General features: G+C 69.3%; 16 protein-coding genes. 10 read left to right on the top strand and 6 right to left on the bottom strand.

Annotated elements, in window-relative coordinates; translation table 11 throughout:
- Positions 1-25 precede the first annotated feature (25 nt).
- From ACIPWA_RS12805 to ACIPWA_RS12790, 4 genes are all read left to right on the top strand, one after another.
- A complete protein-coding gene (locus ACIPWA_RS12805; protein ID WP_400290650.1) occupies positions 26-2,065 on the top strand; it encodes a DNA methyltransferase family protein in 2,040 nt (679 codons plus the stop codon).
- Entirely contained in the window at positions 2,058-3,755 is a 1,698-nt protein-coding gene (locus ACIPWA_RS12800) for a class I SAM-dependent DNA methyltransferase (protein WP_400290648.1), read from the top strand. The genes ACIPWA_RS12805 and ACIPWA_RS12800 overlap by 8 nt, the downstream gene beginning before the upstream one ends.
- On the top strand, positions 3,752-4,942 hold the full coding sequence (locus ACIPWA_RS12795; protein WP_400290646.1) for a restriction endonuclease subunit S: 1,191 nt from the start codon (positions 3,752-3,754) through the stop codon (positions 4,940-4,942). Before ACIPWA_RS12800 ends, ACIPWA_RS12795 begins: the two co-directional genes overlap by 4 nt.
- Before the next feature lie 270 nt (positions 4,943-5,212).
- The gene (locus ACIPWA_RS12790; protein WP_400290644.1) at positions 5,213-5,839 is read left to right on the top strand and encodes a hypothetical protein; all 627 of its coding nucleotides are present in this window, start codon (positions 5,213-5,215) and stop codon (positions 5,837-5,839) included.
- A 19-nt stretch (positions 5,840-5,858) separates the two neighbouring features.
- Here ACIPWA_RS12790 and ACIPWA_RS12785 read toward each other — a convergent pair whose 3' ends face one another.
- On the bottom strand, positions 5,859-6,131 hold the full coding sequence (locus ACIPWA_RS12785; protein ID WP_400290642.1) for a DUF2510 domain-containing protein: 273 nt from the start codon (positions 6,129-6,131) through the stop codon (positions 5,859-5,861).
- 232 nt (positions 6,132-6,363) lie between these two features.
- Here ACIPWA_RS12785 and ACIPWA_RS12780 point away from each other — a divergent pair, with 232 nt between their 5' ends.
- The 6 genes from ACIPWA_RS12780 to ACIPWA_RS12755 all read left to right on the top strand — a co-directional run bounded on the left by ACIPWA_RS12780 (position 6,364) and on the right by ACIPWA_RS12755 (position 13,722).
- A complete protein-coding gene (locus ACIPWA_RS12780; RefSeq protein WP_400290640.1) occupies positions 6,364-6,978 on the top strand; it encodes a hypothetical protein in 615 nt (204 codons plus the stop codon).
- The gene (locus tag ACIPWA_RS12775; protein ID WP_400290638.1) at positions 6,978-7,166 is read left to right on the top strand and encodes a hypothetical protein; all 189 of its coding nucleotides are present in this window, start codon (positions 6,978-6,980) and stop codon (positions 7,164-7,166) included. The genes ACIPWA_RS12780 and ACIPWA_RS12775 overlap by 1 nt, the downstream gene beginning before the upstream one ends.
- A 41-nt stretch (positions 7,167-7,207) precedes the next feature.
- Complete coding sequence (locus tag ACIPWA_RS12770; RefSeq protein WP_400290636.1) at positions 7,208-7,960, top strand: helix-turn-helix transcriptional regulator; 753 nt, start codon at positions 7,208-7,210, stop codon at positions 7,958-7,960.
- A gap of 68 nt (positions 7,961-8,028) precedes the next feature.
- Complete coding sequence (locus tag ACIPWA_RS12765) at positions 8,029-8,823, top strand: hypothetical protein (RefSeq protein ID WP_400290634.1); 795 nt, start codon at positions 8,029-8,031, stop codon at positions 8,821-8,823.
- 154 nt (positions 8,824-8,977) lie between these two features.
- Entirely contained in the window at positions 8,978-12,259 is a 3,282-nt protein-coding gene (locus ACIPWA_RS12760; protein ID WP_400290632.1) for a type I restriction endonuclease subunit R, read from the top strand.
- Positions 12,256-13,722, top strand: a complete 1,467-nt coding sequence (locus ACIPWA_RS12755; RefSeq protein WP_400290630.1) for a phospholipase D-like domain-containing protein — start codon at positions 12,256-12,258, stop codon at positions 13,720-13,722. The genes ACIPWA_RS12760 and ACIPWA_RS12755 overlap by 4 nt, the downstream gene beginning before the upstream one ends.
- An 80-nt stretch (positions 13,723-13,802) precedes the next feature.
- On the opposite strand, the gene ACIPWA_RS12750 is transcribed toward ACIPWA_RS12755, so the two are convergent.
- The 5 genes from ACIPWA_RS12750 to ACIPWA_RS12730 form a co-directional block, all read right to left on the bottom strand.
- Entirely contained in the window at positions 13,803-16,832 is a 3,030-nt protein-coding gene (locus ACIPWA_RS12750) for a DEAD/DEAH box helicase (protein ID WP_400290628.1), read from the bottom strand.
- Between the two features lies 1 nt (position 16,833).
- The gene (locus ACIPWA_RS12745; protein ID WP_400290626.1) at positions 16,834-18,450 is read right to left on the bottom strand and encodes an EH signature domain-containing protein; all 1,617 of its coding nucleotides are present in this window, start codon (positions 18,448-18,450) and stop codon (positions 16,834-16,836) included.
- Between the two features lies 1 nt (position 18,451).
- Positions 18,452-19,246 (bottom strand): OmpA/MotB family protein, encoded by a 795-nt coding sequence (locus tag ACIPWA_RS12740; RefSeq protein WP_318244512.1) that lies wholly within the window; start codon positions 19,244-19,246, stop codon positions 18,452-18,454.
- A complete protein-coding gene (zorA, locus tag ACIPWA_RS12735) occupies positions 19,212-21,080 on the bottom strand; it encodes an anti-phage ZorAB system protein ZorA (protein WP_400290623.1) in 1,869 nt (622 codons plus the stop codon). The genes ACIPWA_RS12740 and zorA overlap by 35 nt, the downstream gene beginning before the upstream one ends.
- A gap of 427 nt (positions 21,081-21,507) precedes the next feature.
- Complete coding sequence (locus ACIPWA_RS12730; protein WP_400290620.1) at positions 21,508-22,401, bottom strand: DUF2249 domain-containing protein; 894 nt, start codon at positions 22,399-22,401, stop codon at positions 21,508-21,510.
- Between the last annotated feature and the right edge of the window lie 16 nt (positions 22,402-22,417).

Raw genomic sequence — 22,417 nt, 5'->3', positions numbered from 1 at the left:
ACTGGTCTTGCTGAAGGGAGTTGCTGTGCCGTCGGTCCTCGACTCCCTCACGCTGTCGCTGCCGGACATCGCCGAGCTGGCGCACGTGCAGCGCCCCGTGGTCTCCATGTGGCGCCGGCGGTACGCGACGGCGGCCTCGCCGTTCCCGGAGGCGGTCACTACCCGTCGTGACCAGCAGCGGTTCCGGGCCTCCGAGGTGACGGCGTGGATCGAGCGCAGCGGACTCGGCCGGAACCCCTCGTTCGCGGCCGACGTCGCGATGAGGGCCGCGCTGGACGAGGTCCCCGGCCTCGACGCGGACGTGGCGCTCGACGGCCTCACGTCGCTGCTCTACCTCAAGGCGCAGACGGGTGAGCTCCTCGGCGCGCTCGGTCGTGCAGAGGTGCTCGACCTCGCCGACGAGGTGGACCCCGACGACCACCTGGCCTACTCGGAGATCGAGGCGCTGGCCGACCGGCTGGGCGACCTGTGCGAGCTGGCCGACACGGCGGCCGACGCCGCCTACACACCGGCGGGCGCGCTCGAGGCCGTCCTGCTCGACCGGCACCGCGCCGGACGCAGGACGCTCACCGAGTCGGCAGCATCCGCCGGAGCCCTCGACGTCGTGGGCAGGATCGTCCTGGCGCTCGCGTCCGGGCGCGGGCCGCTCACGCTCGCCAACCCGCACGCCGACTGCGGCGACCTGCTGGTGGCAGCAGTCCGGGCAGGGAGCGACGCGAACGGTGACCACGACGCCCCGGCCTGCGCCGTGCCCGACGTGCGCACGGATCCCGCGACCCGGCTCGCGCGCAGGCGCCTGGGTGTTCTCGGCGTCCGCGTGCTGGACCTCGACGCCGACGACGCCGTGGGCCACGCCGTCTCGCCCGGCGCGACGATCGTGGCGCAGCTCCCTCCCGTCGGCAGCACCCCGTGGTCCGACGACGACGTCCTGCGCGCGGTCGAGACCCTTGCCGTGCAGCGCGAGCCTGGCCGGTTCGCCGTCGTGCTGGGGCCCGCGGGCGCGCTCGTGGGAGCGGTCGACGGCGAGGCGGAGAAGCTCCGGTCCAGCCTGCTGCGCAACGACCAGGTGCGGAGCGTCGTCGAGCTCCCCGCGGGGCTCCTTCCCGGGCGTTCGCGCGAGCGCCTCGCGATCTGGGTCCTGGGCGACCCGCCCGCCGACGTCGGGCTCGCCGAGCAGTGGACGACCGTCTCGGACCTCGCGGGCGAGCGCGTCACCGGGGGAGCGCTCGACGAGGGCGTGATCGACGATCTCGTGACCGACGTCGTCGCCGCTCAAGGGACTCTCAGGGACGTCCAGGGGCATGCCTTCCGCTTCACGCGTTTCGCCTACACGTCCTCGCTCGTGGCCTCACGGAGCGACCTCTCGGTGGACTTCCGTCGGCTCCGGGTGGGCCAGCGTGACGACGGCGGTCGTGCGGCCGTGCGTGCGCACGAGCTCGCCACGGGTCTCGGGCTCGCGGGGGCCGAGTCCGTCGTCCCCGGCCCGGGGCGAGACCCCCGCCGCGAGACGCTCCGGTCGGTCGAGGCCCGCGGGGGTGTGCGCAGGATCTCCGGGAACCGGCTGGACCCGAGTGCCGTCGGTGCGGTCGGCGAGGTGCCGGTCATCGGTCCTGTTGAGCTGACCGGTGACGTGAATCTCGGCGAGCGGCGCATGGACCGGCTCACGTTCTCGAAGCTCCCCGCCGCCCGGTATACCGAGCCGGGCGACGTGATCTTCTGCACCGCGCCCTACCCGGCCGCGGTGGTCGACCACGTCGGACTGTCCGTGGTGGAGTTCCCGGCGCAGGTGCTGCGCATCGACCGGGCGCGAGCCCCTGGCCTCGTCCCGCACGTCCTCGCCGAGGACATCTCGTCCCAGCGTGCGACCGCCAAGCGGTGGCGCACGTGGGAGGTGCGCGAGGTCCCCGAGGACCAGGTGAGCGCTCTCGAAGAGCTGCTCGCCGCCGTCGGGCAGCGCGAAACCCTGGTGCTCGACGAGGCCCGACGCCTCGCCGAGCTCCGCACGACCCTGACCCGGGGCGTCGCCGACGCCCTCATCCAGCTCCGAACGGTGGACAATGCCTGACGACGCCCCGACCCTGTTCGACGTCCCCACGACCCCGAAGAAAGCAGGACCAGTGCCTCCCCGCACCAAGGCAGCAGCCACGAGCAAGGCGGCTCCCTCAGCTCCTTCGTCATTGAAGGAGCTCAAGGACACGCTGTGGAAGGCCGCGGACAAGCTCCGCGGCTCCATGGATGCCTCGCAGTACAAGGACGTGATCCTGGGGCTCGTGTTCCTCAAGTACGTCTCGGACGCGTTCGAGGAGCGTCGCGGCGAGATCCTCGCGGAGCTCGCCGCCGACGGCCTGAATGAGGAGCAGAGCCACCAGTTCCTCGAGGACATCGACGAGTACACGAGAGCTGGGGTCTTCTGGATCCCCGTCCGCGCACGTTGGGGATACCTCGCGGAGAACGCGAAGGGCCGACCGGCGGCCATGGGCGAGCCGTTCGCGCCGATCGGGCAGCTGATCGACGACGCCATGGACCAGATCATGGGGTCCAACCCGTCGCTCGCGGCCACGCTGCCGCGCATCTTCAACCGTGACAACGTGGAGCAGCGACGCCTGGGCGAGCTGCTCGACCTGTTCAACTCGACGCGTTTCACCGGTGAGGGGGCGTCGAAGGCGCGCGATCTGCTGGGCGAGGTGTACGAGTACTTCCTGGAGAAGTTCGCGCGCGCCGAGGGCAAGCGCGGCGGCGAGTTCTACACGCCCGCGGGAGTGGTGCGGGTCCTCGTGGAGGTCCTCGAGCCGTACAGCGGGCGCGTGTACGACCCGGCGTGCGGGTCGGGCGGCATGTTCGTGCAGGCCGAGAAGTTCATCGAGAAGCACGGCGGCAGCCCGCAGGAGATCTCGGTCTACGGTCAGGAGCTCAACGAGCGCACGTGGCGCCTCGCGAAGATGAACCTCGCGATCCACGGCCTCACGGGCAACCTGGGGCCCCGCTGGGGGGACACGTTCGCGCGCGACCAGCACGCGGACACCCAGATGGACTACGTCATGTCCAACCCGCCGTTCAACATCAAGGACTGGTCGCGCTCGGAGTCGGACCCGCGCTGGCGCTTCGGTGTTCCTCCCGTGGGCAATGCGAACTACGCGTGGATCCAGCACATCCTGTCCAAGCTGACGCCCACCGGGTCTGCGGCCGTGGTCATGGCCAACGGGTCCATGTCGTCCAACTCGGGCGGCGAGGGCGAGATCCGCGCGCAGATCGTCGAGGCCGACCTCGTGAGCTGCATGGTCGCGCTGCCGACCCAGCTCTTCCGCTCGACGGGCATCCCCGTGTGCGTCTGGTTCTTCGCCAAGGACAAGACGGCGGGCGCTCGCGGATCGGTCGACCGCACCGGGCAGGTGCTGTTCATCGACGCACGCAACCTCGGGTACATGGTCGACCGCGCCGAGCGCGCGCTGTCCGATGAGGACATTGCCAAGATCGCGGGGACCTACCATGCGTGGCGCGGCACACCCTCTGCGGTTGCTGCGGGAGCGGTGTACGACGACGAGCTGGGCTTCGCCCGCTCCGTGAGCCTGGCCGAGATCAAGGATGCCGGATACGCGCTCACACCCGGACGCTACGTCGGTGCCGCCGAGGTCGAGGACGACGGCGAGCCCATCGAGGACAAGATCGCGCGGCTGACGGGCGAGCTGTTCGAACAGTTCGAGGAGTCGGCGCGGCTCGAGGCCGTGGTGCGGGAGCAGCTGGGGAGGGTTCAGTGAACGGATGGACCGAGGCTCCTCTGCCTGACATCCTAGACTTTCGTGAAGGTCCAGGAATTCTCGCCAAGGACTTCCATGACGACGGGGTTCCGCTCGTCCGCCTCGCCGGGGTGAAACGTGGTGCGAACATACTTGACGGATGTAACTTCCTGGACCCTGACCTTGTTGTGGCCAAATGGAATCATTTCCGCCTTGAGACTGGAGATGTTCTCCTGAGCACCTCGGCTTCGCTCGGCGAAGTTGCTGTCGTTGGGCCGGATGGGTCTGGTGCGATTCCTTACACCGGGCTGATCCGTTTCCGGCCGCTGGATGATTCTATGACTGCGCGCTTCATCCCGATTGCCTTGACTTCTCAGATGTTCAAGGAGCAAATCGAGGCAATGGGGGTCGGATCAGTGATGAAGCATTTCGGTCCGATGCACCTCAAGGCGATGCGTGTCCCCCTGCCGCCTCGGGATGTCCAGGAGGGGATTTCGGATGTGATTGAGGCGCTCGACGACAAGATCGCGGCCAACACCAAGCTTGCCTCCACGGCCGAGGATCTCGCTCAGGCAATCTATCGCGAGGCGACGCTTGGTGTGGAGATGGTTCCAATGAGTTCACGTTTGGTGCCAGTGCTGGGAGGGACCCCTGCGCGTTCGACCATTGGATTCTGGGGCGGTGACAATCTCTGGATCTCTGCGCGTGATGTCACGGGCGCAGGGCAGTCGGTGATTCTTGACACTGAGGAGAAGATCACAGATCTTGCGATCGCTTCGACCAAGGCGAAGCCGCTGCCTGCCGGTTCGGTCATTCTGACGGCCCGCGGCACCGTCGGTGCGGTCGCGCGGCTGGCGGAGTCGGCGTCCTTCAACCAGTCGTGCTACGGGTTCGTGCCTGGGGCGTTGCCTGCTTCGGTCTTGTACTTTGCCATTCGGGCGGCAACTGACCACGCGAAGGCGCTAGCGCATGGTTCAGTTTTCGACACCATCACGATGAAGACGTTTGATCACCTTTCCGTCCCGGGGCTCGACGCTGACTCGCTCGACGTCCTTGAGGGTGCGATCCGGGGGCTACTCGACGTCGTCGACGCCTCTCAGAAGGAGAACCGCACCCTCGTCGCCACCCGCGACACCCTGCTCCCGCAGCTCATGTCCGGCAAGCTCCGTGTCAAGGATGCCGAGCGCGCCGTCTCCGAGGTCGCCTGACCGCGATCCGCGATGCCGGCGAGGTTCGGCCGCTCAAGATCCTGCCGAGATGCGGCTACCGGGGGCCGTAGCGCCTGATCAGCCCCCGTTGGCCGTATCTCGATCACCGCTCATCTCGACCGACCCTCCCGGAGGCGACGATGTCGTCGTCGCCCGATCGCCCTGCCCGCCGCACCCTCTATCCGACAGCAGGACGTCATGAACCATCGCGCAGGCGTCACTGACGCGGCGCCCGAGGCAAGTCCCGCCCCCGCCCGACCCGATCCCCGAATGGGCCCGGCGCCGTCGGGCCGGAAGCGCTGGCTGCTGCTGGTCGTCGCCCTCCTGGTCGTCGCCCTCCTGGTCGGCGCCCTCGGACTCCTCGACGGACCCGCTGTGGCGGTCGCCCTGCTCGCGAGCCTCGTCTGGTTCGTGGTGAGCGCTGTCCTCTTCGGCCGACACCTCGACTACCGTCGCCCACGCCGGCCGCATCGCACGGTCGCGAAGCTGGGGCGCGTCCGGCGCGAGCCTCCGCGGCAGATCCCGCTGCTCTCGCGGGTGTGCGTGATCTGTGGCCGGCCGCTGACCAACGGCGAGAGCATGCGAGCCCGGGTCGGCTCGACGTGCATCAAGCGCTACGGCCCGCGCTATGCGTTCCAGGTGAACCCGGACCACGAGGTCTGGGTCGCCGAGATGGTTCGCGCGCGGGCCGATCAGGCGGAACGCCAGGCTCGTCTCAACGTCGAGTTCGACCGCGCGACCGCCGCGTACCCGGGGCTCGTCGCGGCCTGGGAGGCCGAGAGAGCATCGGAGACCGGGCACCTCCGACGGGATGCTCGGCGACGAGCAGCTCCGATGCTCGTCTCGTCGATCGCGGCGTGCGTGGCGTCGGTCGTCGTCGTGGGACTCGTCGCATAGCTCGTCCGACCGGAACCTGCTACGTGCAGTAGTGCGGGCTCTCTCCGCAGACGACTCCCTGAGCGATATTCGCGAAGAACGCAACGAGGGCGACGACGCCGAGGATCATCGCGACGATCGCGCACAGGAGGAGGATCGCGCCCACCACGATCAGCACGATCGAACCCGTGCTCAGCTTCCGGGAAGGTGGAGGCTGGACGGGCTGGGAGTGCTGCGTCCACTGCTCTCCGTCGAACCAGCGCACCAGCCGCGGGTCGTACGGGTCGGGGTACCAGCCGGGCTGGTGGGTCACGGTGCTCTCCTCGGCTGTGGCGACGTCTTCCGTACGTGGGTGCTCGGCTTCGGCGGTCGGGTTGTGGGCCACGTGCGCCCCACCGACTGACACCGCAGACGCTACTCGGTCACCGCGATCCATCTGATCATCCCCTTATCGCGGCACTCATCGCGTCATGCCCCCGCGCCACAGAGACTGAGCACGGGGTCGATCCCCTGAACCCCGTTCCACCGTGATTCCAGGAGAAGCCATGACTGACCAGCCCATCGCGCCCGTCCCGGACAGCGGCGAGCCCGCTGCCGATGTTCCGCCGCCCCCGTCGCCAGCTGACGCCCAGACCTGGGCGGCGTCGACGGGAGAGGGGAGCCCCGCCGTCGGGCCGGGGAAGCGACCCACATGGGTGCTGCCCGTCGTGACGGGAGTGATCGGACTCGTCGTCGGGGCCGGCGGTATGGCCGCGATCGGTGCGGGGCAGGACGCTGCACAGGAACGGGAGGTGGCAGCCGAATCGCGTGCCGATCAGGTCTCGGCCGCCACAGCGCAGGCGGCTCGCGCGGAGACCCTGACCAAGGCAGTGGGCCTGTGCGGCCAGGCCGAGAGCAACTGGTTCGTCGTGGCCGACGAAGGACTGTCCCTGACCTTCGACAACAAGGGGAAGGAGGACTACCTCGGCGGAGCAGACTTCCAGGACATCGAATGCGTGCTCGACGTCCTGGAGGCGCCTGCCGCCGTCCTCTCCCACATGGGCCAGACGACGTCCATGGACGGCCGCCAGGAGGAGAGCTGGGACGGCATCACGGTCGCCTGGTCCTATCACCCGGACCGGGGGATGGACGGGGTCGTGACGGTGAAGGAGGCGGAGTGATGAGCGACAAGCCGAGCGCGGGCGGCGCCAAGAGCGCGGCCACGAGCAAGGCCCAGCGCAAGGCGGACGCCGAGCGGGCAGAGCGCGAGGAGATGTACTCCTTCGCCCCCGAGATCCTGGGTGTGGCGGCGCCGCTGCCGCGGAAGGTGGACGGCAGTGAGCGCGTCGCCCCGAGGACGGACCGATGATGGGTGTTGCGTATCCGCAACACCAGTTCTAGGGTGATCGCATGGACCTCGCTGAGCGCGTCAATACCCTCCGCCAGGTGAACGGCCTGTCCGTCCGTGACCTTGCGGGGCTCGCAGGTGTCAGCCCGTCGACGATCAGCCGCATCGAGGCCCGCAAGATGGATCCGAGCTTTGACCTCGCCACCACCATCCTGCAGGTCATGGGCATGGAGATCGGCGCAGTGGAGGCCACTGACGTCGAGGCCCTGCGAGCCGCACGGTACGCGCTGGGCCAGGACGTCGAACTGACTCCTGGTGCGCGGGAGTGGATCGCGCGCTGGTCCCGCATCCGCATCATCGGCCCCGACGGGCGGGCCGCCGTCGGTCGCGAAGCGGACGTCGCCTTCCGAGCCGCACGCCTGGCCCGCCTCGCCGACAGGCCCGGCGGTGCTGACTTCGCGCCGGCTGGCCTGGCCGTCGACCTTGCCCAGGCGCTCGGCCGAGCGGGAGCCCCGTACGCGCTCACCGGCGACGCGGCCGCCAACCTGCTCGGCGCGCACGCCACCCAGGTCTGGCCGGTGCTGTACGTCGAGGGCATCCAGCAGGCACAGGAAGTCCTCGGGCTGGTTCCGCTTGCTAGCGGCGCGCGCGGTCGTCGGATCACCCTCGTCCCCTTCGACGGCCTCAGTGAGCTCGGTGCTCGGACGGTGGATGGCACCATCGTCGCCACGACTGCTCAGGTCGCCATCGACTGCTACAGCGGCCCTGGCCGGATGCCGGATCAGGCCGACCTCCTGCTGGGCGTGCGCGGATGACGGATCGAGGCGACGGCGGGATTCCTGGTACCGCGAACGAGTGGAGTCGACGCGCTCTGATCAACGCCGTGCGATCGCTCCATCAGCACCGGGCTGCACTGACCGTCGTCGGCGCGCACGCCGTGATCCTTCGCACCCAGGACGTACCGATCGAACCGTCCGCAACTGCGGACGCAGACTTCTCCGTCACGCCTGAGCTCGTGGCTGACACGAGCATCGAAGCGACACTCGTGGGGGAAGGGTACGAGCTGCGGGCCGCTCAAGGAGTGCCACCATCCCGCCCGGGCCAGTGGGGGCGTGGGCGGATCATCCAGCCCGACGGGTCCACCTCGTGGACCGAGACCGTCGACCTGCTTGCCGGGCGCGCCATCGCAGGGAACGTGGGCAAGCGCACGCGCGGTGTGCCGGCTCTCTCGCTCGTGCACGGCAAGATGTCGGTCGGGAACGCCGAAGGGGTGGAGCTGTGCTCCTACGACCGATCCCCGCTGCTCGTCACCGATCTCACCGACCCGTCGGACAGTGTGGAAGTCAACGTCGCAGGACATGGCGCACTGCTGATCGCGAAGGCGTACAAGATCTCGGAACGGCTCGATGGCAACCCCGCCCGTCTGCGCGCGAAGGACTCAGGAGACGTCTGGCGGTTGTTGGAGGCCTGTGACCTCGAGCAGGTCCAGGGCGTTCTCGACGAGCACTCCGACCATCCGACGATCGGTCCTGCCGTTCAGAAGGGCATCGACCATCTTCGTCGCGTGATCGCCAGCCCTGTCGTCGTGCAGATGGCGGCGGAGACCTACGCCTTCGACCTGACGGTCGACGAGATCGGCGCGACCTTCCACCGGGCAGGATCCATTCTCGGCGATTGATCGCGCGGCGCGTTCCCCCTCGGGGCCGATATAGCCCTTATCACTTCACCCACCGCGCCCCGCCACGAGACCACCAAGAATGAGTGACGGCGCCGATAGGCTCCGGACCAGCACCGCAGCGCAGCAGTCGCAGCACCGACACCACGGAGGACCCATGAAGCTCACCGAGGACGCCTGGGAACACCTGGCCCTCGACGACCTGGGCGAGCTCTTCTGGACCGTGAAGCACGGCAAGGAGATCGCGCCCGGGGCGAGCGCCGCCGTCGGGCCGGACGGGCACCCCGTCCCCGAGCGCGAGTCGTGGGACGAGCTCCTCATCCCCACCCGCCTGCGCACCGCGCTGCGCGCGCTCAACCCGGACGTGCCGCGCGAGTACCTCGACCAGGCGCTCGCCGCGATCGTCGCCCCGACGTCGAACGACGCGATCGCCGAGAACAAGCGCGTCCACGACTTCCTGACCGACGGGTTCCGTGGCATCAGCTACATCGACGCCGAGGGCATCGAGCAGAACCCGACCATCCGCCTCGTGAGCAGCGAGCCATCGGAGAACGACTGGCTCGCGGCGAACCAGGTCACGGTCGTGCGCGGCGACGTCGAACGGCGCTTCGACGTCGTCCTCTTCCTCAACGGGATGCCCGTCAGCGTGATCGAGCTCAAGAACGCGGGCACCAGGGCAGCCGACCTCGCCGCGGCCCACGCCCAGGTCGCGACCTACGTCCGTGAGCTGCCGCTGGTCTTCCGCTTCGTCGTGCTGACCGTCCTCTCCGACGGCATCACCGCGCGCTACGGCACGCCCTTCACGCCGTTCAACCACTTCTCGCCGTGGAACGTCGACGACGACGGTCGCCCCGTCGGGCCGTCCGGCCGCCCGGAAGGCGCGCAGGCGCCCGACGGCGACACGCCCGCCGAGGACGAACCCGTCACCGCGCTGCGGCTCGCCCTCTACGGGTTGTTCGACCAGCTCCGCTTCCTCCAGCTGCTGCACGGATACGTCGCGTTCGACGAGGGGAGTGAAGGGCTCAGCAAGCGTGTCGCCAAGCCTCACCAGTACTTCGCGGTCTCCAAGGCGATCGAGAAGACCATCACCGCCGTCGCGTCCGACGGCAAGGCGGGCGTCGTCTGGCACACCCAGGGCTCGGGCAAGTCCATGGAGATGGAGCTCTACACCAACCAGGTCATGCGGCACCCTCGACTGCGCAACCCCACGGTCGTCGTCGTGACCGACCGCACCGAGCTCGACGGCCAGCTCTACGAGACCTTCCGGCGCAGCCAGCTGCTGCCCGAGGAACCCCGCCAGATCCGCCGTCGCGAGGAGCTGCGGACCGAGCTCGCCGGCCGGGTGACCGGCGGCATCTACTTCACGACCCTGCAGAAGTTCGGGCTCTCGCCCGCCGAGAAGCAGGCAGGCACCAAGCACCCTCTGCTGTCCGACCGGCGCAACATCGTCGTCGTCGTCGACGAGGCCCACCGCAGCCACTACGACGACCTCGACGGCTACGCCTGGCACCTCAAGAGCGCCCTCCCGCACGCCACGCTCATCGCGTTCACCGGGACACCCATCAGCACCGCCGAACGTGACACGCGTGCGGTGTTCGGCGAGGACATCGACGTCTACGACCTCTCCCGCGCCGTGCACGACGGCGCCACGGTCCCCGTGTACTTCGACTCCCGTCTCGTGAAGGTCGACTTCGTCGACGGCGCCGACGAGTCCACGATCGACGCGGCCGCCGACGAGATGACCACTGGGCTCGACGACGCCGAGCGCCGCCGCATCGAGTCGAGCGTCGCGGTCGTCAACGCGATCTACGGTGCCCCGGCCCGCCTGGAGGCGCTCGCGGCCGACCTCGTCGCGCACTGGGAAGGGCGCCGGGCCGCGATGTTCGAGTCGCTCGGCCGCACTGGGCACGAACGCACCCCGGGCAAGGCGCTGGTCGTCGGCGCGACCCGCGAGATCTGTGCACGGCTCTACAGCGAGATCGTCACCCTGCGCCCCGACTGGCACTCCGACGACCTGTCCACCGGAAAGATCAAGGTCGTCTACTCGGGGACGCCGTCGGACCCCGCGCCCATCCGCGATCACGTGCGGCGTGACAGCGAGAACGCGGCCATCAAGCAGCGGCTCAAGGACCCCGACGACGAGCTCGAGATCGTGATCGTCAAGGACATGATGCTCACGGGGTTCGACTCCCCGCCCCTGCACACCCTCTACCTCGACCGGCCCATCAAGGGCGCGCTGCTCATGCAGACGCTCGCCCGTGTCAACCGCACGTTCCGCGGCAAGACCGCAGGCCTGCTGGTCGCCTATGCCCCCGTCGCGGAGAACCTCGCCGCCGCGCTGCGCGAGTACTCGCCCCAGGACCAGGCGACCCGCCCGCTCGGCCGTCAGGTCGAGGAAGCCGTCGCGCTGGCCGAGCTGCTCGTGTCCCAGGTGCGTGCGACGCTCTCCGGGTTCGACTGGCGCTCGCGGCTCGAGCAGCCCGGCGACCGGGCGTACGTCCTGGCCGTCCACGCGACCGTGAACCACCTGCGTGACCCGGGCACGGTCGGCAACCGGCCCCAGGACGTCGAGGACGGCAGCGACACGCTCGGCGCGACCTTCCGCCGTCAGGCAGGTCAGCTGCACCGGGCCTGGGCCCTCGCCGGGGGAGCGGACCACCTCACCGACATCGCCGACGACGTGCGGTTCTTCGAGGAGGTGCGCGTCTGGATGGGGAAGTTCGACGCCGAGGACCGCCAGGCGCGGGGCGAGGCGATCCCCGACGACGTCCAGCGCATGCTGAACCACCTCGTCGCCGAGAGCGTCGACTCGGGCGAGGTGCTCGACATCTACCAGGCGGCCGGCATGGAGTCGCCGCGCATCGACGAGATCGACACGTCCTTCCTCGCGACGGCCACGCACGCCGAGAACCCGCACCTCGCGATCGAGGCGCTCCGCAAGGTGATCCAGGAGGAGTCGCGCGCCGCGACCCGCAACAACCTGGTGCGCCAGCGTGCGTTCTCCGACCGGCTCAACGAGCTCATGACGCGGTACACCAACTCCAACCTCACGTCCGCCGAGGTGATCGCAGCACTCATCGAGATGGCGCACGAGGTCTCGGCCGAAGGCGACCGCGGTGCCCAGTTCTCCCCACCCCTGACGAGCGACGAGCTCGCGTTCTACGACGCGGTCTCGACCAACGAGTCGGCCGTCGAGGTCCAGGGGGACGGGGTCCTCGCCGACATCGCACGAGAGCTCCTCACGGTCCTGCGGCGCGACGTGCGCACCGACTGGACCGTGCGCGAGGACGTGCGCGCCAAGCTGCGCTCCTCGATCAAGCGGCTCCTCGTCAAGCACGGCTACCCGCCGGACAAGCAGCCCGGAGCGATCAAGCTCGTCATGGAACAGATGGAGTCGATGGCGCCGCGTTACGCGGAGCGCGAGGAGGGGGCGGCGTGATCGATCTCGTGTCGGAGAAGGTCTGGGAGTCGCTGCGCACGGTGACGTGGCCCGGGCCGGTGCGTGCCGCGATCGCCTACGTGGGACGTGAGGCCCCGGAGCTGCTACCTCTGGGCGCGGGGGACACGCTGGTGTTCGACGGGTCCGACGAGTCGCTCGCCGGTGGCACGACGAACCCCGCTGCGCTCCAGGTGCTGTTCGACCGTGGCGTGATCCTGGTGTCGGTCGCCCGGCTGCACGCCAAGGTGATCGTCGCCGGGTCCGAGGAGGCCGGTGAGCGCAAGACCCTCGTCGGATCGGCCAACGCCTCCGAGCGCTCGCGCACGTCGCTGCGTGAGGCGGCGCTCCTGACCGACGACGTCGAGGTCGCCGCACAGGCGGACCTTCAGATCGATCGATGGTCGGGCGCCCGCGGTTCGGAGTGGGTCAATCAGGAGTGGATCGACCGGGCTCGGGGGATCTATCGCCCTCAGGCTGCACGGAAGCCGCGAGCGGTTCCTCGTGCACCGACGAGCGCTGGATTGTGGGTCGTCCCATGGATCGAGGACGAGACTCCACCTTCGCCCCAGGTCGAGGCAGTGCTCGGACTGGTGGCTCAAGAGTTCGTCGAGCACTCGATCGAGAGATACCGCCTGGGGGAAGACGGATACAAGGACGGCGTTCGTGTCGGCGACGAGTTTCTGCCGTTCACCTTGGCCGACGATCAGGAGGTTCCCACAGGGAACCGCAGGTCGTGGCCGGTCACGACCGTCGTTCGTCTCGTCCGCGACTCGACGGACGGCTCGACCGTGGCGATCTGTGTGACGCCACCTTCGCAGGCTTCGGTCACCTATGCGGCGGTGAGACGGGTCGCGGAGGGGCAAGGCCACGATCTCCGCACGGAAGGACCGTTGCCCGCGAGCACCGCGGCCTCGATCCGTGCACTGTGGTCGTCCGAGGAGGAGTCATCGGACGCAGAAGGCGAAGCGAGTGAGTCGGGGCTGCGGTCCCGTCCGCTCGACTGCCCGCGGTGCGGCGCAGAGCTTCGCCTCATCTTCTGGGGAATGCCTCCCGGACCGGTCGATCCCGACGTCTACGTGATGGGCGGCTGCGCTCTACCTGCGGGACCGGTCGCCACCCACTCCTGCTCTGCCTGCCGGTGGGAAGGCCGGCGCCGCGACTGGAATCCAGATCACGTGCGGGGGATCGCGTCGCTCGACGACCTGTTCGCCGTGCTCGAGGCAGCCGACCTGGAGTCTCTCGCGGACAGAGTCACGGATGACCTCGACCACGACCCGGTCGGCCTCGACGTGCACGAGGACTCCGACGGCAGCGCGATCGGGGTCGAGGCGATCCTCGGTGGTAACGGCGTCCTCCTCGAGTTCCCCTTCAGCAACGTCGACTTCTGGGACACCTGGGACGGCCTGCACGACAGCTGGGAGCTGCGCACGGACGAGCATGAGCGCGAGCTCGACGAGGCGTGAACCGGCGGAGCGCACCCAGGCAAGGAGATCCGCCCGGGTGCGCTCCGTCGTCGGGCTGATGGGCCCAGGCGCGGGGCCCTTCAGCCCACGAGCCCCAGCGCAGCCACGACCTCTTGCTCTCCCACCGCCTCTGGAACGACGATCGCGTCCCGCAGCGTCGACTTCTGCTGCAGCAACCGGTCCAGGTTGAGGTCGAACGACGTCGTGTCCGGGTGGAGGGCCATCGGGAGGTAGACGTGGACGGGCCGCGTCTGACCGATCCGGTAGATGCGGTCCGTGGCCTGCGCCTCCTTGGCAGGGTTCCAGTGCCGTTCCAGGTGGATCGCATGGTTGGCCCCGACGATCGTCAGCCCCACCCCGACCGCGAGCGGCGACATGATGATGACGTTGAAGCCCGGCGATCGCTCGAACTCCCCGATGATCCCCTTGCGCGTCGCGCCTGCACCCACCGCGGCGGTGTCGCCGTTGACGACACGAACCCGCAGCCGGTAGCGCTCCTGCAACCACAGGGCCAGCCGAGCCTGGACCTTCTTGTTGATGACGAACACGATGACCTTCTCGTCCACCGCCCGCACCTCGTCGATGACCTGGACCGCCGCCTGCATGCGCGCGGACAGGTCGAGGCCCGCGGGATCGCTCGACAGCGGCGCGTCCCCCGACGCCGACGGGTGGAGACTCACGCCACGCAGAGCCTGGACGGTCGCGAGCGCCGCCCCGCGGACCCCCGGGCCGTTGCGCCGGTAGCCCTCGAGCACCGCGTCGTACGCGTCGCGCTGAGGCACGGGCATCATGACGCCGAGATCTGGGCGGGCGACCTGCGCGGGCCCGCCCTCGGGGCCGTAGACCGTCTTGGGAGGGAGGTCCCTGAGGTGGTCCTCCTTGATCCGTCGCAGCATGAACGGGCCCACGAGCTCACGCAGCTCCTGCCCGATCCGGGACTTCTCCTCGCTCGGAGCCTTCTCCATCCGCGAGACCCACTGTGTGCGGAACTCAGCCCAGGAGCCCAGGAGCCCCGGCTGGGCGGCGTCCATGAGGCACCAGAAGTCGAGCATCTTGTTCTCGACCGGGGTTCCCGTGGCCAGCAGCATGAACCGCGCCTTGAGCGCCTTGGCGGCCCGGGTGCGCAGGGCGTCGGGGTTCTTGATGGTCTGGGCCTCGTCGAACACGACCGCACCCCAGTCGACCTGCGCCAGCGAGAGCTGGTACGAGGCGAGCGTCTCGTACGTCACGAGAACCAGCCGGCCCGGCATGTCGAGCCGACTCCTGCCGTGCTCCGGACCGATCTTCAGCGAGAAGCGGATCGCGTCGGCACGCAGCATGCCCTGGTCGTCGAGGTTCACGACGCTCGCCGTGGTCTCCTTGCCCCGCCCCAGCTCCTGGAAGGCTGTGATGCCCTTGCCCTGGAGCACCACGACGTCCTCGAACGGGTTCGTCGCGAAGGTCGCGTCGATCTCCGCCTGCCAGTTCTCGATCAGCGAGACCGGGAGGACCGCGAGCGTCGGGCGGACCATCCCCCCACGTGCGCGCTGCGCCTCGAGGAACTCGCGCAGCGCGACGAGCGTCATGTAGGTCTTGCCGAGGCCCATGTCGTCCGCGAGGATCGCACCCTGGACGCGTGAGGGGTCGCCGTCGGGCTTGAGGAGAGACGCGGTCATGAGCCGCACCATCCACTCGATGCCCTCGCGCTGGTGCGGGTACGGCGAGCGCAGGAGGCTCGCGTAGTCGACCGGGCGACCAGGAGGTGTGCTCGACGCGGAGGCCCGGAGCGCTTCGCCCACGTCCTGGACGTCCGCGACGTGGACACCCACCCGAACGGTCCGCGGGGTCGCCGGGTCCGACGGGTCGGTCTGGTCGTCGTCGCCGGGGTCAGGCAGGAGGGTCTCGTCGAGGAGGCGATCACGTGCCGTGGCGAGCTCGCTGTCGACCGTGGACCTGTCGCTGATGTCGACCAGCTGGTCACCGACCGCGATGACGGATCGACCCTGGTCCTGCGCAGCGCGCACGTCCTGCTCGACCGTGTCCAGCTGAGGGAGGGTGGCGATGAGCCCCGCGAGGATGCTGGCCGGCTGCACGCCGTCCGAGTCCCCGAACCAGGAGATGCCCGACTCGCTCGCGTCGGCGAAGGTCTGCGGGACGATGATGCCCACACCCGCGACTCGGACACCGAAGTTCAGCTCGACGTCGACGAGCTCGTGGTCGAAGAACTGCCCCGGCGCCGTGAGGAAGTCCCGTGCCCTCTCTGCCGGGATGCGGGGCGTGGCCAGCACGTCCCGCACGCCTGCGAGGCGCTGCTCGTCGAGGAGGACGAGCTGTTCGTCGATGCGCAGGACGCCGGCCTGCCGGTCGCCCTCGATCTGGTGCCACCTTCTCGCCAACCGATCCGGGTCGACGTCAGGCCCCAGGTCGGGAGAGATGTGCAACGAGCCGTCGTGCTGCTCGTCGACCAGGAGACCGACCCGGTCCGGGACCGTGGTGGACCAGCTCGTGAGGTGCCCCAGGGGCAGCGGGAACGGCTCGTCGCGGTCCGGGTCGTCGGGCAGGGGGATCCTGGCGGCCTGGAGCTCGGCGACGAGTCGCACGTTGTTCGTCTCGGTGCGGTCCTCGAAGGCCAGCGCCTCGTGGTGCTCGACGGCGCAGATCACCTTGAGCGCGCGTGGCGAGAGCCGGTAGTGGGTCGCCGTGCCGATCGTCAGGACGGGACCGTTCCGGCGGCACGGCTCCAGGTGGCTCCCGATGCGGGCCCTGAGCGTGACGGAGAACGTGCGGGACGTCGTGTTGCCGCGGACCTCCGGTTCGAGCGTGCCGGGCAGGCGCCGGGGGAGACCGAGGACCTCGGCCTCGTCGTCGCCCAGACGGGCCACGTCCGCAGAGCGCATCGCGAAGCCGTTGGGCAGGAGGTAGGCCGCACCCTGCTCGGCGAGCATCTCGAGGACCAGGTGCTGCTCCTGGGCCGACCGCTGCCCTTCGCCTCGGTGCAGCAGCGCGAGGTCCTCGGGCGTCGTGACGAAGTTGGCGCCGTCGGAATCGTACGACACCGCGAACAGCCGCATGGGCGACTCGGTGTCGTCAGGGCGCATGCGCCGGGCTCGCAGGAGGTCACGCAGGCCCATGTCAGCTCCTCAGAAGGGTCGCGCCTCGGACAGGAAGTCCGAAACGGTGCTTGAGCGTCGAGTAGTCCTCGGGAATCAGCACGCGCTGCGGGTCGACCGGCGCGCCGAGGGTCTCGATCAGGAACTTCAGGGCAGCGTGCTGCCACGTCGTGGGGTAGTGGGTGATACCGACGTGAGCACGCCAGCCGGCAGGGTGCTGCTGGGCGTGGAGCGCCGGGATGCTCTTGATGAGCTCGTCGGGCGAGTAGCTCCGCCGTGAGCGGTCGAGCAACCGGGCGACGGGGCGGCCCGCGTAGATCCAGAGCTTGAAGCTGTGGGAGCCCTCCACGATGTGGAAGTCGCCGCAGTCCAGGAACACGATCGCGGTGTCGGACCGCTGCGTGAGATGAGCAGCGTCAGTCCGTCGCCTGCCGAGCTGGCGCTGGACCGATGCGCTGGCTCCGCTGCCGAGGAAGATCCGGGACTCGCGGACCAGCCCGCTCTCGTAGAGCCCCCACAGGAAGGTCTTGCGGGCCGGGAACATTCGCTGCAGCTCTGCGTTGCGGGTGAGCACGCCGTGGTTCTCCACGGCGGTGAGGAACAGGCGGAGGTCCTCGACGCTCATCCACCGGACAGCCTTGTCGCGGGCAGCCTGCGGCAGGGGTTGCCACCATGTGTGCCACTGCGCCTGTCGCTGGAGTCGGGGGTCCCCACCGATCTTCACGATCGCGTCGAGCCACTCGTCGCACGGAGCGATATCCGGCTTGTCGGTCATGGCGATCAGGATCTGGTGCCCGAAGTACATGCCGTCGGTGCCCAGGGACTCCACGACGGTCTTCGACGTGAGCTCCGCCAGGAACCCGAGCCCGTCGGCCCGCGTGTGGTCGGCCGCCTTGATCTTCTCGAGGAAGACGGCTTCACGGACGCGGATGCCGTACCGGCCGTTGACGTGCCCGTTGATCCCGATCTGGCGCAGCCAGTCCACGAGTGCCATCCCTGTGGCTCGGAGTCCCTGCGCGACGGCTCGCGGTGCCTCGAGGTCGAGGAGGAACTCGGAGTTGTACCGGAAGGCGTCGACGATGTCGCGGCTCGTGGGTGGGCTCGGCGGTGGCGGTGGCGGTGGCGGTGGCGGTGGTGGCGGGACGGAGGCCCCTGTGGGGCGCGGAGGGGGTGGGGGCGGCGTCGCCGCGCGAGTCCTGCGGACGGGGATCTGCGTCACGGCTCGCTCGACTGCCGTGCTCGTGGCCCCGAACAGTCCCGGGGACCAGGAGTCGAGGTGATCGAAGTGCATCAGGAACATCGACGCCAGGGCAGCAACGAGCAGGCGGGAGGGGCGGGGTGCCTGCGAGTCGACGAGCAACGCCACGAGGCCCGGGGTCATCGACGCGCGGGCACGTTCGCGGTCCTCCGACCAGACCGTCACGACGGCACGCGCGAAGCGGCGTTCGGGAAGGCGTGCGGCGAGCAGGTCGATCCGCCTGGCGTCGATCAGGTGGCGGACCTCGGTGAGGAGCAGGTCGAACTGTCGGCCTGTGCCCGCCCGGGCCGTGAGGCGCTGGGCACGGTCCGTGAGACGGTCCCACGAGTCGAAGGACTCGGCGGGCCATCCAGGAAGGAACAGCTCGGGCCTGGTTCCCACGTCAGGGCACCCGCCCGGTCGCGTCGGCGCTCTCGAGGATCTCCGCGAGATCCTCCGCCGTCGGACGGACCACAGTGAACCGCACGTCGATGCGCCGGTTCGCTGCGCGGTCGGCCTCGCTCTCCTGGACGGAGGTCGCGGGTCGCGTCTCGCCGTAGCCGGAGACGGAGAACAGGGGGCTCCCATCGGTTCGGCGCAGGTCGTCGAGACCTCCGCCGTCGGGCAACGAGGTCTCCCACAGGCGCCACAGCGAGATCGCGCGGAACGTGGAGAGCCCCCAGTTGCCGGTGCCCTCGAGCCCGTCGAACGACTGGTTGTCGGTGTGTCCCTCGACGAACACGGTGTCGAGGTAGCGGAAGCGCTCGTCGTGGCGCAAAGAGTCGTCGATCGCGGCCCCGATCGCGAGGGCGACGTCCCGGTGCTCGGGCCGGATCTCGAACGAGGCCGAGTCGAAGCCCAGAAGGGCCGTCGGGATGCTCAGCACCGAGTTGTCCTGGCTGACGATGACGTCGATGCCCTGCGCCTGGAGCGTCGTGGCCACCTCGATCAGCACGTCGGAACGGACCTCCTCAGCGCGCTGCAGCGAGGTGATCTGGTCCGAGAACAGGCTGCGCTGCTCCTGCGCCGTCTTCTGCTCGGCGGCCAGGGCCTCCTGCTTCTCCGTGAGCTGGAGGACCAGTGCGACCACGGCCAGGATGAAGACGGCCAGGAGAGCCGTCATGAGGTCTGCGAAGGAGATCCAGTACGGGTTCTCCGCCTCCTCACGAGAGCGAGCTCTTCCCCGCGTCCTGCGCACCGATCTTCACCCCCATCTCGTCGATGACCTCGGAGAGTGCGTTGGTCGCTTCGAGCATCTGCGAGGAGAACGTGTGCGTGTGCTTGTTCCAGTCGCTCATGCGCTCGGTCGTCTGGTGCTGGACCTGGTCCGAGTACTCGTCGAGCCAGTTCCTGAGGGAAGCCGAGTGATTGTCGACCTGCGCCTTGAGGTCGTTCAGGAAACGGCCCTGGTGGACCTGCATGGTCTCGAAGCTCGTTGCCGCGGCCCGGGCCGCCTGGGTCAGCCGCTCTGTCGCGTCGAGCGAGGCAGAGTTGATCTGCTCGAGCGCGGTCGTGTGGTTGCCGAGGGCCGCAGCCGCCTGCGCGTGGGCCTCGGCCGTCCCTTCGAGCGCCTGGGCGCCCGCGTTCAATGACGACTCGAAGCGTTCGCTCGTCTGCGCGAACGTTCGTGCGGTGCCCTGCAAGGTGGTCGACGACGTGTCGAGCGACGTGATCGCGGTCCCCATCTTCGTGGCCGCCGAGTCGAGGCCCAGGGTGATCGCGGTGAGCGAGCCGTCCAGCAGGCGGGCCTGGCGCGCCGTGAGCTCGGACAGCTCGGTGAGCTGTTCGCGGAAGGCCTCGGCCTGCTCGGACGTAGCCGTCGACTGCGCGGCCGCGCTCTCCTTGAGCAGGACGATCGCGCCACCGACCTTGTCGGAGACGGAGCCGAGGGCGGTGTCCAGCGTCGCCGTCGCGGCGTCGAGCTGCTCGGCCTGGCGGGCCCCGACCGCCTCGAAAGCGTCCGAGAGCCCCGCGACAGAGCTGTCGACGCGTTGGGCGACGGCGGTCACTGTGGCGTCCAGCGACGAGGAGGCCGCGCCCAGCTGTTCCGCCTGACGCGTCCCGATCGACTGGAACGCGGCGGCGAACTTGTCGACGAGCTTCTCGAAGACCTCGGCCGACTGCGTCGCGGTGCTCTCGGCGAGCGAAGCCATCGAGGGAGCCATCGACGTCTCGATGGCGCGCGTCAACGCGTCCTGCATCTCCTGGGAGATGCCTGCGACGGCCTCCTGGAGCTGGGTGCCGATCTTCTCGTGCAGCTCGTTGAGGGCGACCGCGGATTCGGAGGTGTTCTTCTCGACCTGGAGCAGTGATCGCTCCGGGGAGTGCAGCACGAAGAGGCCGTCGATGCGGGCCTGGAAGGCTGTGGCCCGAGCGGCGACGCGCCGCTCGACGACCTTCTCCCAGATGTTGACGACCAGGCTCGCCAGGACGCCCCAGACGGACGCCGTGAAGCCAAGGCCGGCTCCAGCCACGAGACCTTCGATGCCGGCTCGCATCTCTTCGACCGTGGCGCTCTCGCCAAGCTTGAGGCTGTTGAGGCCCGTGGCGAGCCCGATGAAGGTACCGAGAAGCCCGAGTGCTGTGAGCACTGCTGGAGCTGCGGTGAGGAGCCGATTGTTGACGAGCTGCGGCGCAATACGCTCGGCGCTGAAGTAGTGGTCGGCCTCGACCGTGTTGCGGATAGCGTCCTGTCTCAGCACGGGGTCGTGGTGGACGACGAGCGTCTCGTCGAACTCGCGCCAGAGCTCGCCCACGACACCAGGAGCCGCCGCACCGGCCTGCTCGAGCAGCTCGCTACGTCGCTGCAGCAGATTCTCCGAAGAGACGTCGACGAGCTGTTCGTTCAGCGCGTCAAGCGCCTTGTTGGCTGCACGAGATGCTCTGACCGTGTACCAGATTGCCCCTAAGGCTATGGCGACGATCACCACGAAGAAGATGACGACGATCAGTGCATGTGTGTCACCACGAAAGGCATCTGCGAAGTTGGGAACCAGGTTCCAGAGGGACTTGAGGATGCCGTCATCGGACATCGGCGGGGTACTGCCTTTCGCGCGGAAGGGTGCCTCGATCGCGACATCGTCGGGAGGCTCGCGAAATGGTCCCATGTGAGCGCGAACCGGAGAGAATCCGTCCGGGTGAAATTGTCGGACTTCGGCACACTGTGCGCGCCTTCCCAGCGCGCCCGCCCTGGCGACGACCCATCACGGGGCGTCAACGGGATTGCTCGCACGACTCTGCTGCCGAGCACGAGGTTGCGGCTGTTTTGGGCGCCCTGGTGACCGCAACCTCGTGCTCGGCTGAGCTGGTCATTGATCGATCGCAGGTTGCGAAATGGGGGCGAGGGATCGCGGCAGTCGTGGCGGTCAGGCAGCGCCGCCTGGAGCACACCACGACCAGCCAAGTTGTCAGAAGCACACGGGGGCATACCCCGGTGTGCTTCTGACAACCAAGCAGAGGTCAGCGCGTGAAAGCCAGCGCCCAGGTCTCGGGGCCGCGCTCGAGGTAGTCGACCGTGAACGTGCCCGGCCAGCGGGCCTCGATCTGCGCCAGGAGCGGCAGCGGGTCGTGCGGGGCGAGGAGCACCATACCCGCGCCGGGCGCGACGCCCTCGAGCGCCCCGAAGATGGTCGCGTGCCGGATCGCGTGCGGCACCGCGCGGGCGTCGAGCACCGGGAGGTTGCCGGCGTCGTCGTGCCCGCCACAGCCGCACGAGTGGCCTGCGGGTTCGGCGGGGGCATCATCCATGGCCGCCGCGGTCGCCCCCTCCGAGGCGCCACCGCAGCCCTCGGCACCGCCGCCGCAGCCGCAGGCGCCGCCCGGCTCGCCACCCGCCGCAGCCTCCCCGGCCTCCCCGCCTTCCCCGTGGGAGTGCCCGCCGAGCAGCTCGTGCATCCCGTCGAGGACGCCGGCGAGCGAGACGTCGGAGGACAGGGCGAGCAGCGGCAGGATCTGCTCGTTCTCCTTGGTCATGTGGGTCTCGAAGAGCACCTCGAGCGCGCGGGCGTGGGCTGCGGCGCGGACGGGGCTGGTCGCGCGGTCGAGGGCGTCGACCAGCTCGCCGATCACCCCGTGCTCGGCGATCATCGCGTCGACCAGGAGCCGGGCGTGCTCGTCGCGGTGCGCGTGGGGGTACATCGCGGCTTCCTCGGCGAGCGCGTGCGGCAGCAGGTCGGTCCGCGTCCAGTCCACGAGTCGGCGGTGGGCGCCGGTCGTGGCGGTGCCGGACTCGACGGCCTGGACCAGCGCCTCGACGAGCAGCCCGAGGGTCCCGTTCATCTCGGTGTGGTGGGCGACGACGGCCTCGACGGCGCGTGAGTCTTCGGCCGACGTGGCCAGGACGATGCTGCTCATGACGTGAGACCTCCGG

It is taken from the genome of Oerskovia enterophila (assembly GCF_044748475.1).
Taxonomy (GTDB): Bacteria; Actinomycetota; Actinomycetes; order Actinomycetales; family Cellulomonadaceae; genus Oerskovia; species Oerskovia enterophila.
This window is presented reverse-complemented; position numbering and strand designations above follow the sequence as displayed.

Bases quoted from the DNA above. Each gene is read 5' to 3' on its own strand.
- ACIPWA_RS12800 (WP_400290648.1), top strand. From the start codon at position 2,058: ATGCCTGACGACGCCCCGACCCTGTTCGACGTCCCCACGACCCCGAAG.
- ACIPWA_RS12790 (WP_400290644.1), top strand. From the start codon at position 5,213: ATGGGCCCGGCGCCGTCGGGCCGGAAGCGCTGGCTGCTGCTGGTCGTC.
- ACIPWA_RS12780 (WP_400290640.1), top strand. From the start codon at position 6,364: ATGACTGACCAGCCCATCGCGCCCGTCCCGGACAGCGGCGAGCCCGCT.
- ACIPWA_RS12775 (WP_400290638.1), top strand. From the start codon at position 6,978: ATGAGCGACAAGCCGAGCGCGGGCGGCGCCAAGAGCGCGGCCACGAGC.
- ACIPWA_RS12770 (WP_400290636.1), top strand. From the start codon at position 7,208: ATGGACCTCGCTGAGCGCGTCAATACCCTCCGCCAGGTGAACGGCCTG.
- ACIPWA_RS12760 (WP_400290632.1), top strand. From the start codon at position 8,978: ATGAAGCTCACCGAGGACGCCTGGGAACACCTGGCCCTCGACGACCTG.
- ACIPWA_RS12750 (WP_400290628.1), bottom strand. From the start codon at position 16,832: ATGGGCCTGCGTGACCTCCTGCGAGCCCGGCGCATGCGCCCTGACGAC.
- zorA (WP_400290623.1), bottom strand. From the start codon at position 21,080: ATGTCCGATGACGGCATCCTCAAGTCCCTCTGGAACCTGGTTCCCAAC.
- ACIPWA_RS12730 (WP_400290620.1), bottom strand. From the start codon at position 22,401: ATGAGCAGCATCGTCCTGGCCACGTCGGCCGAAGACTCACGCGCCGTC.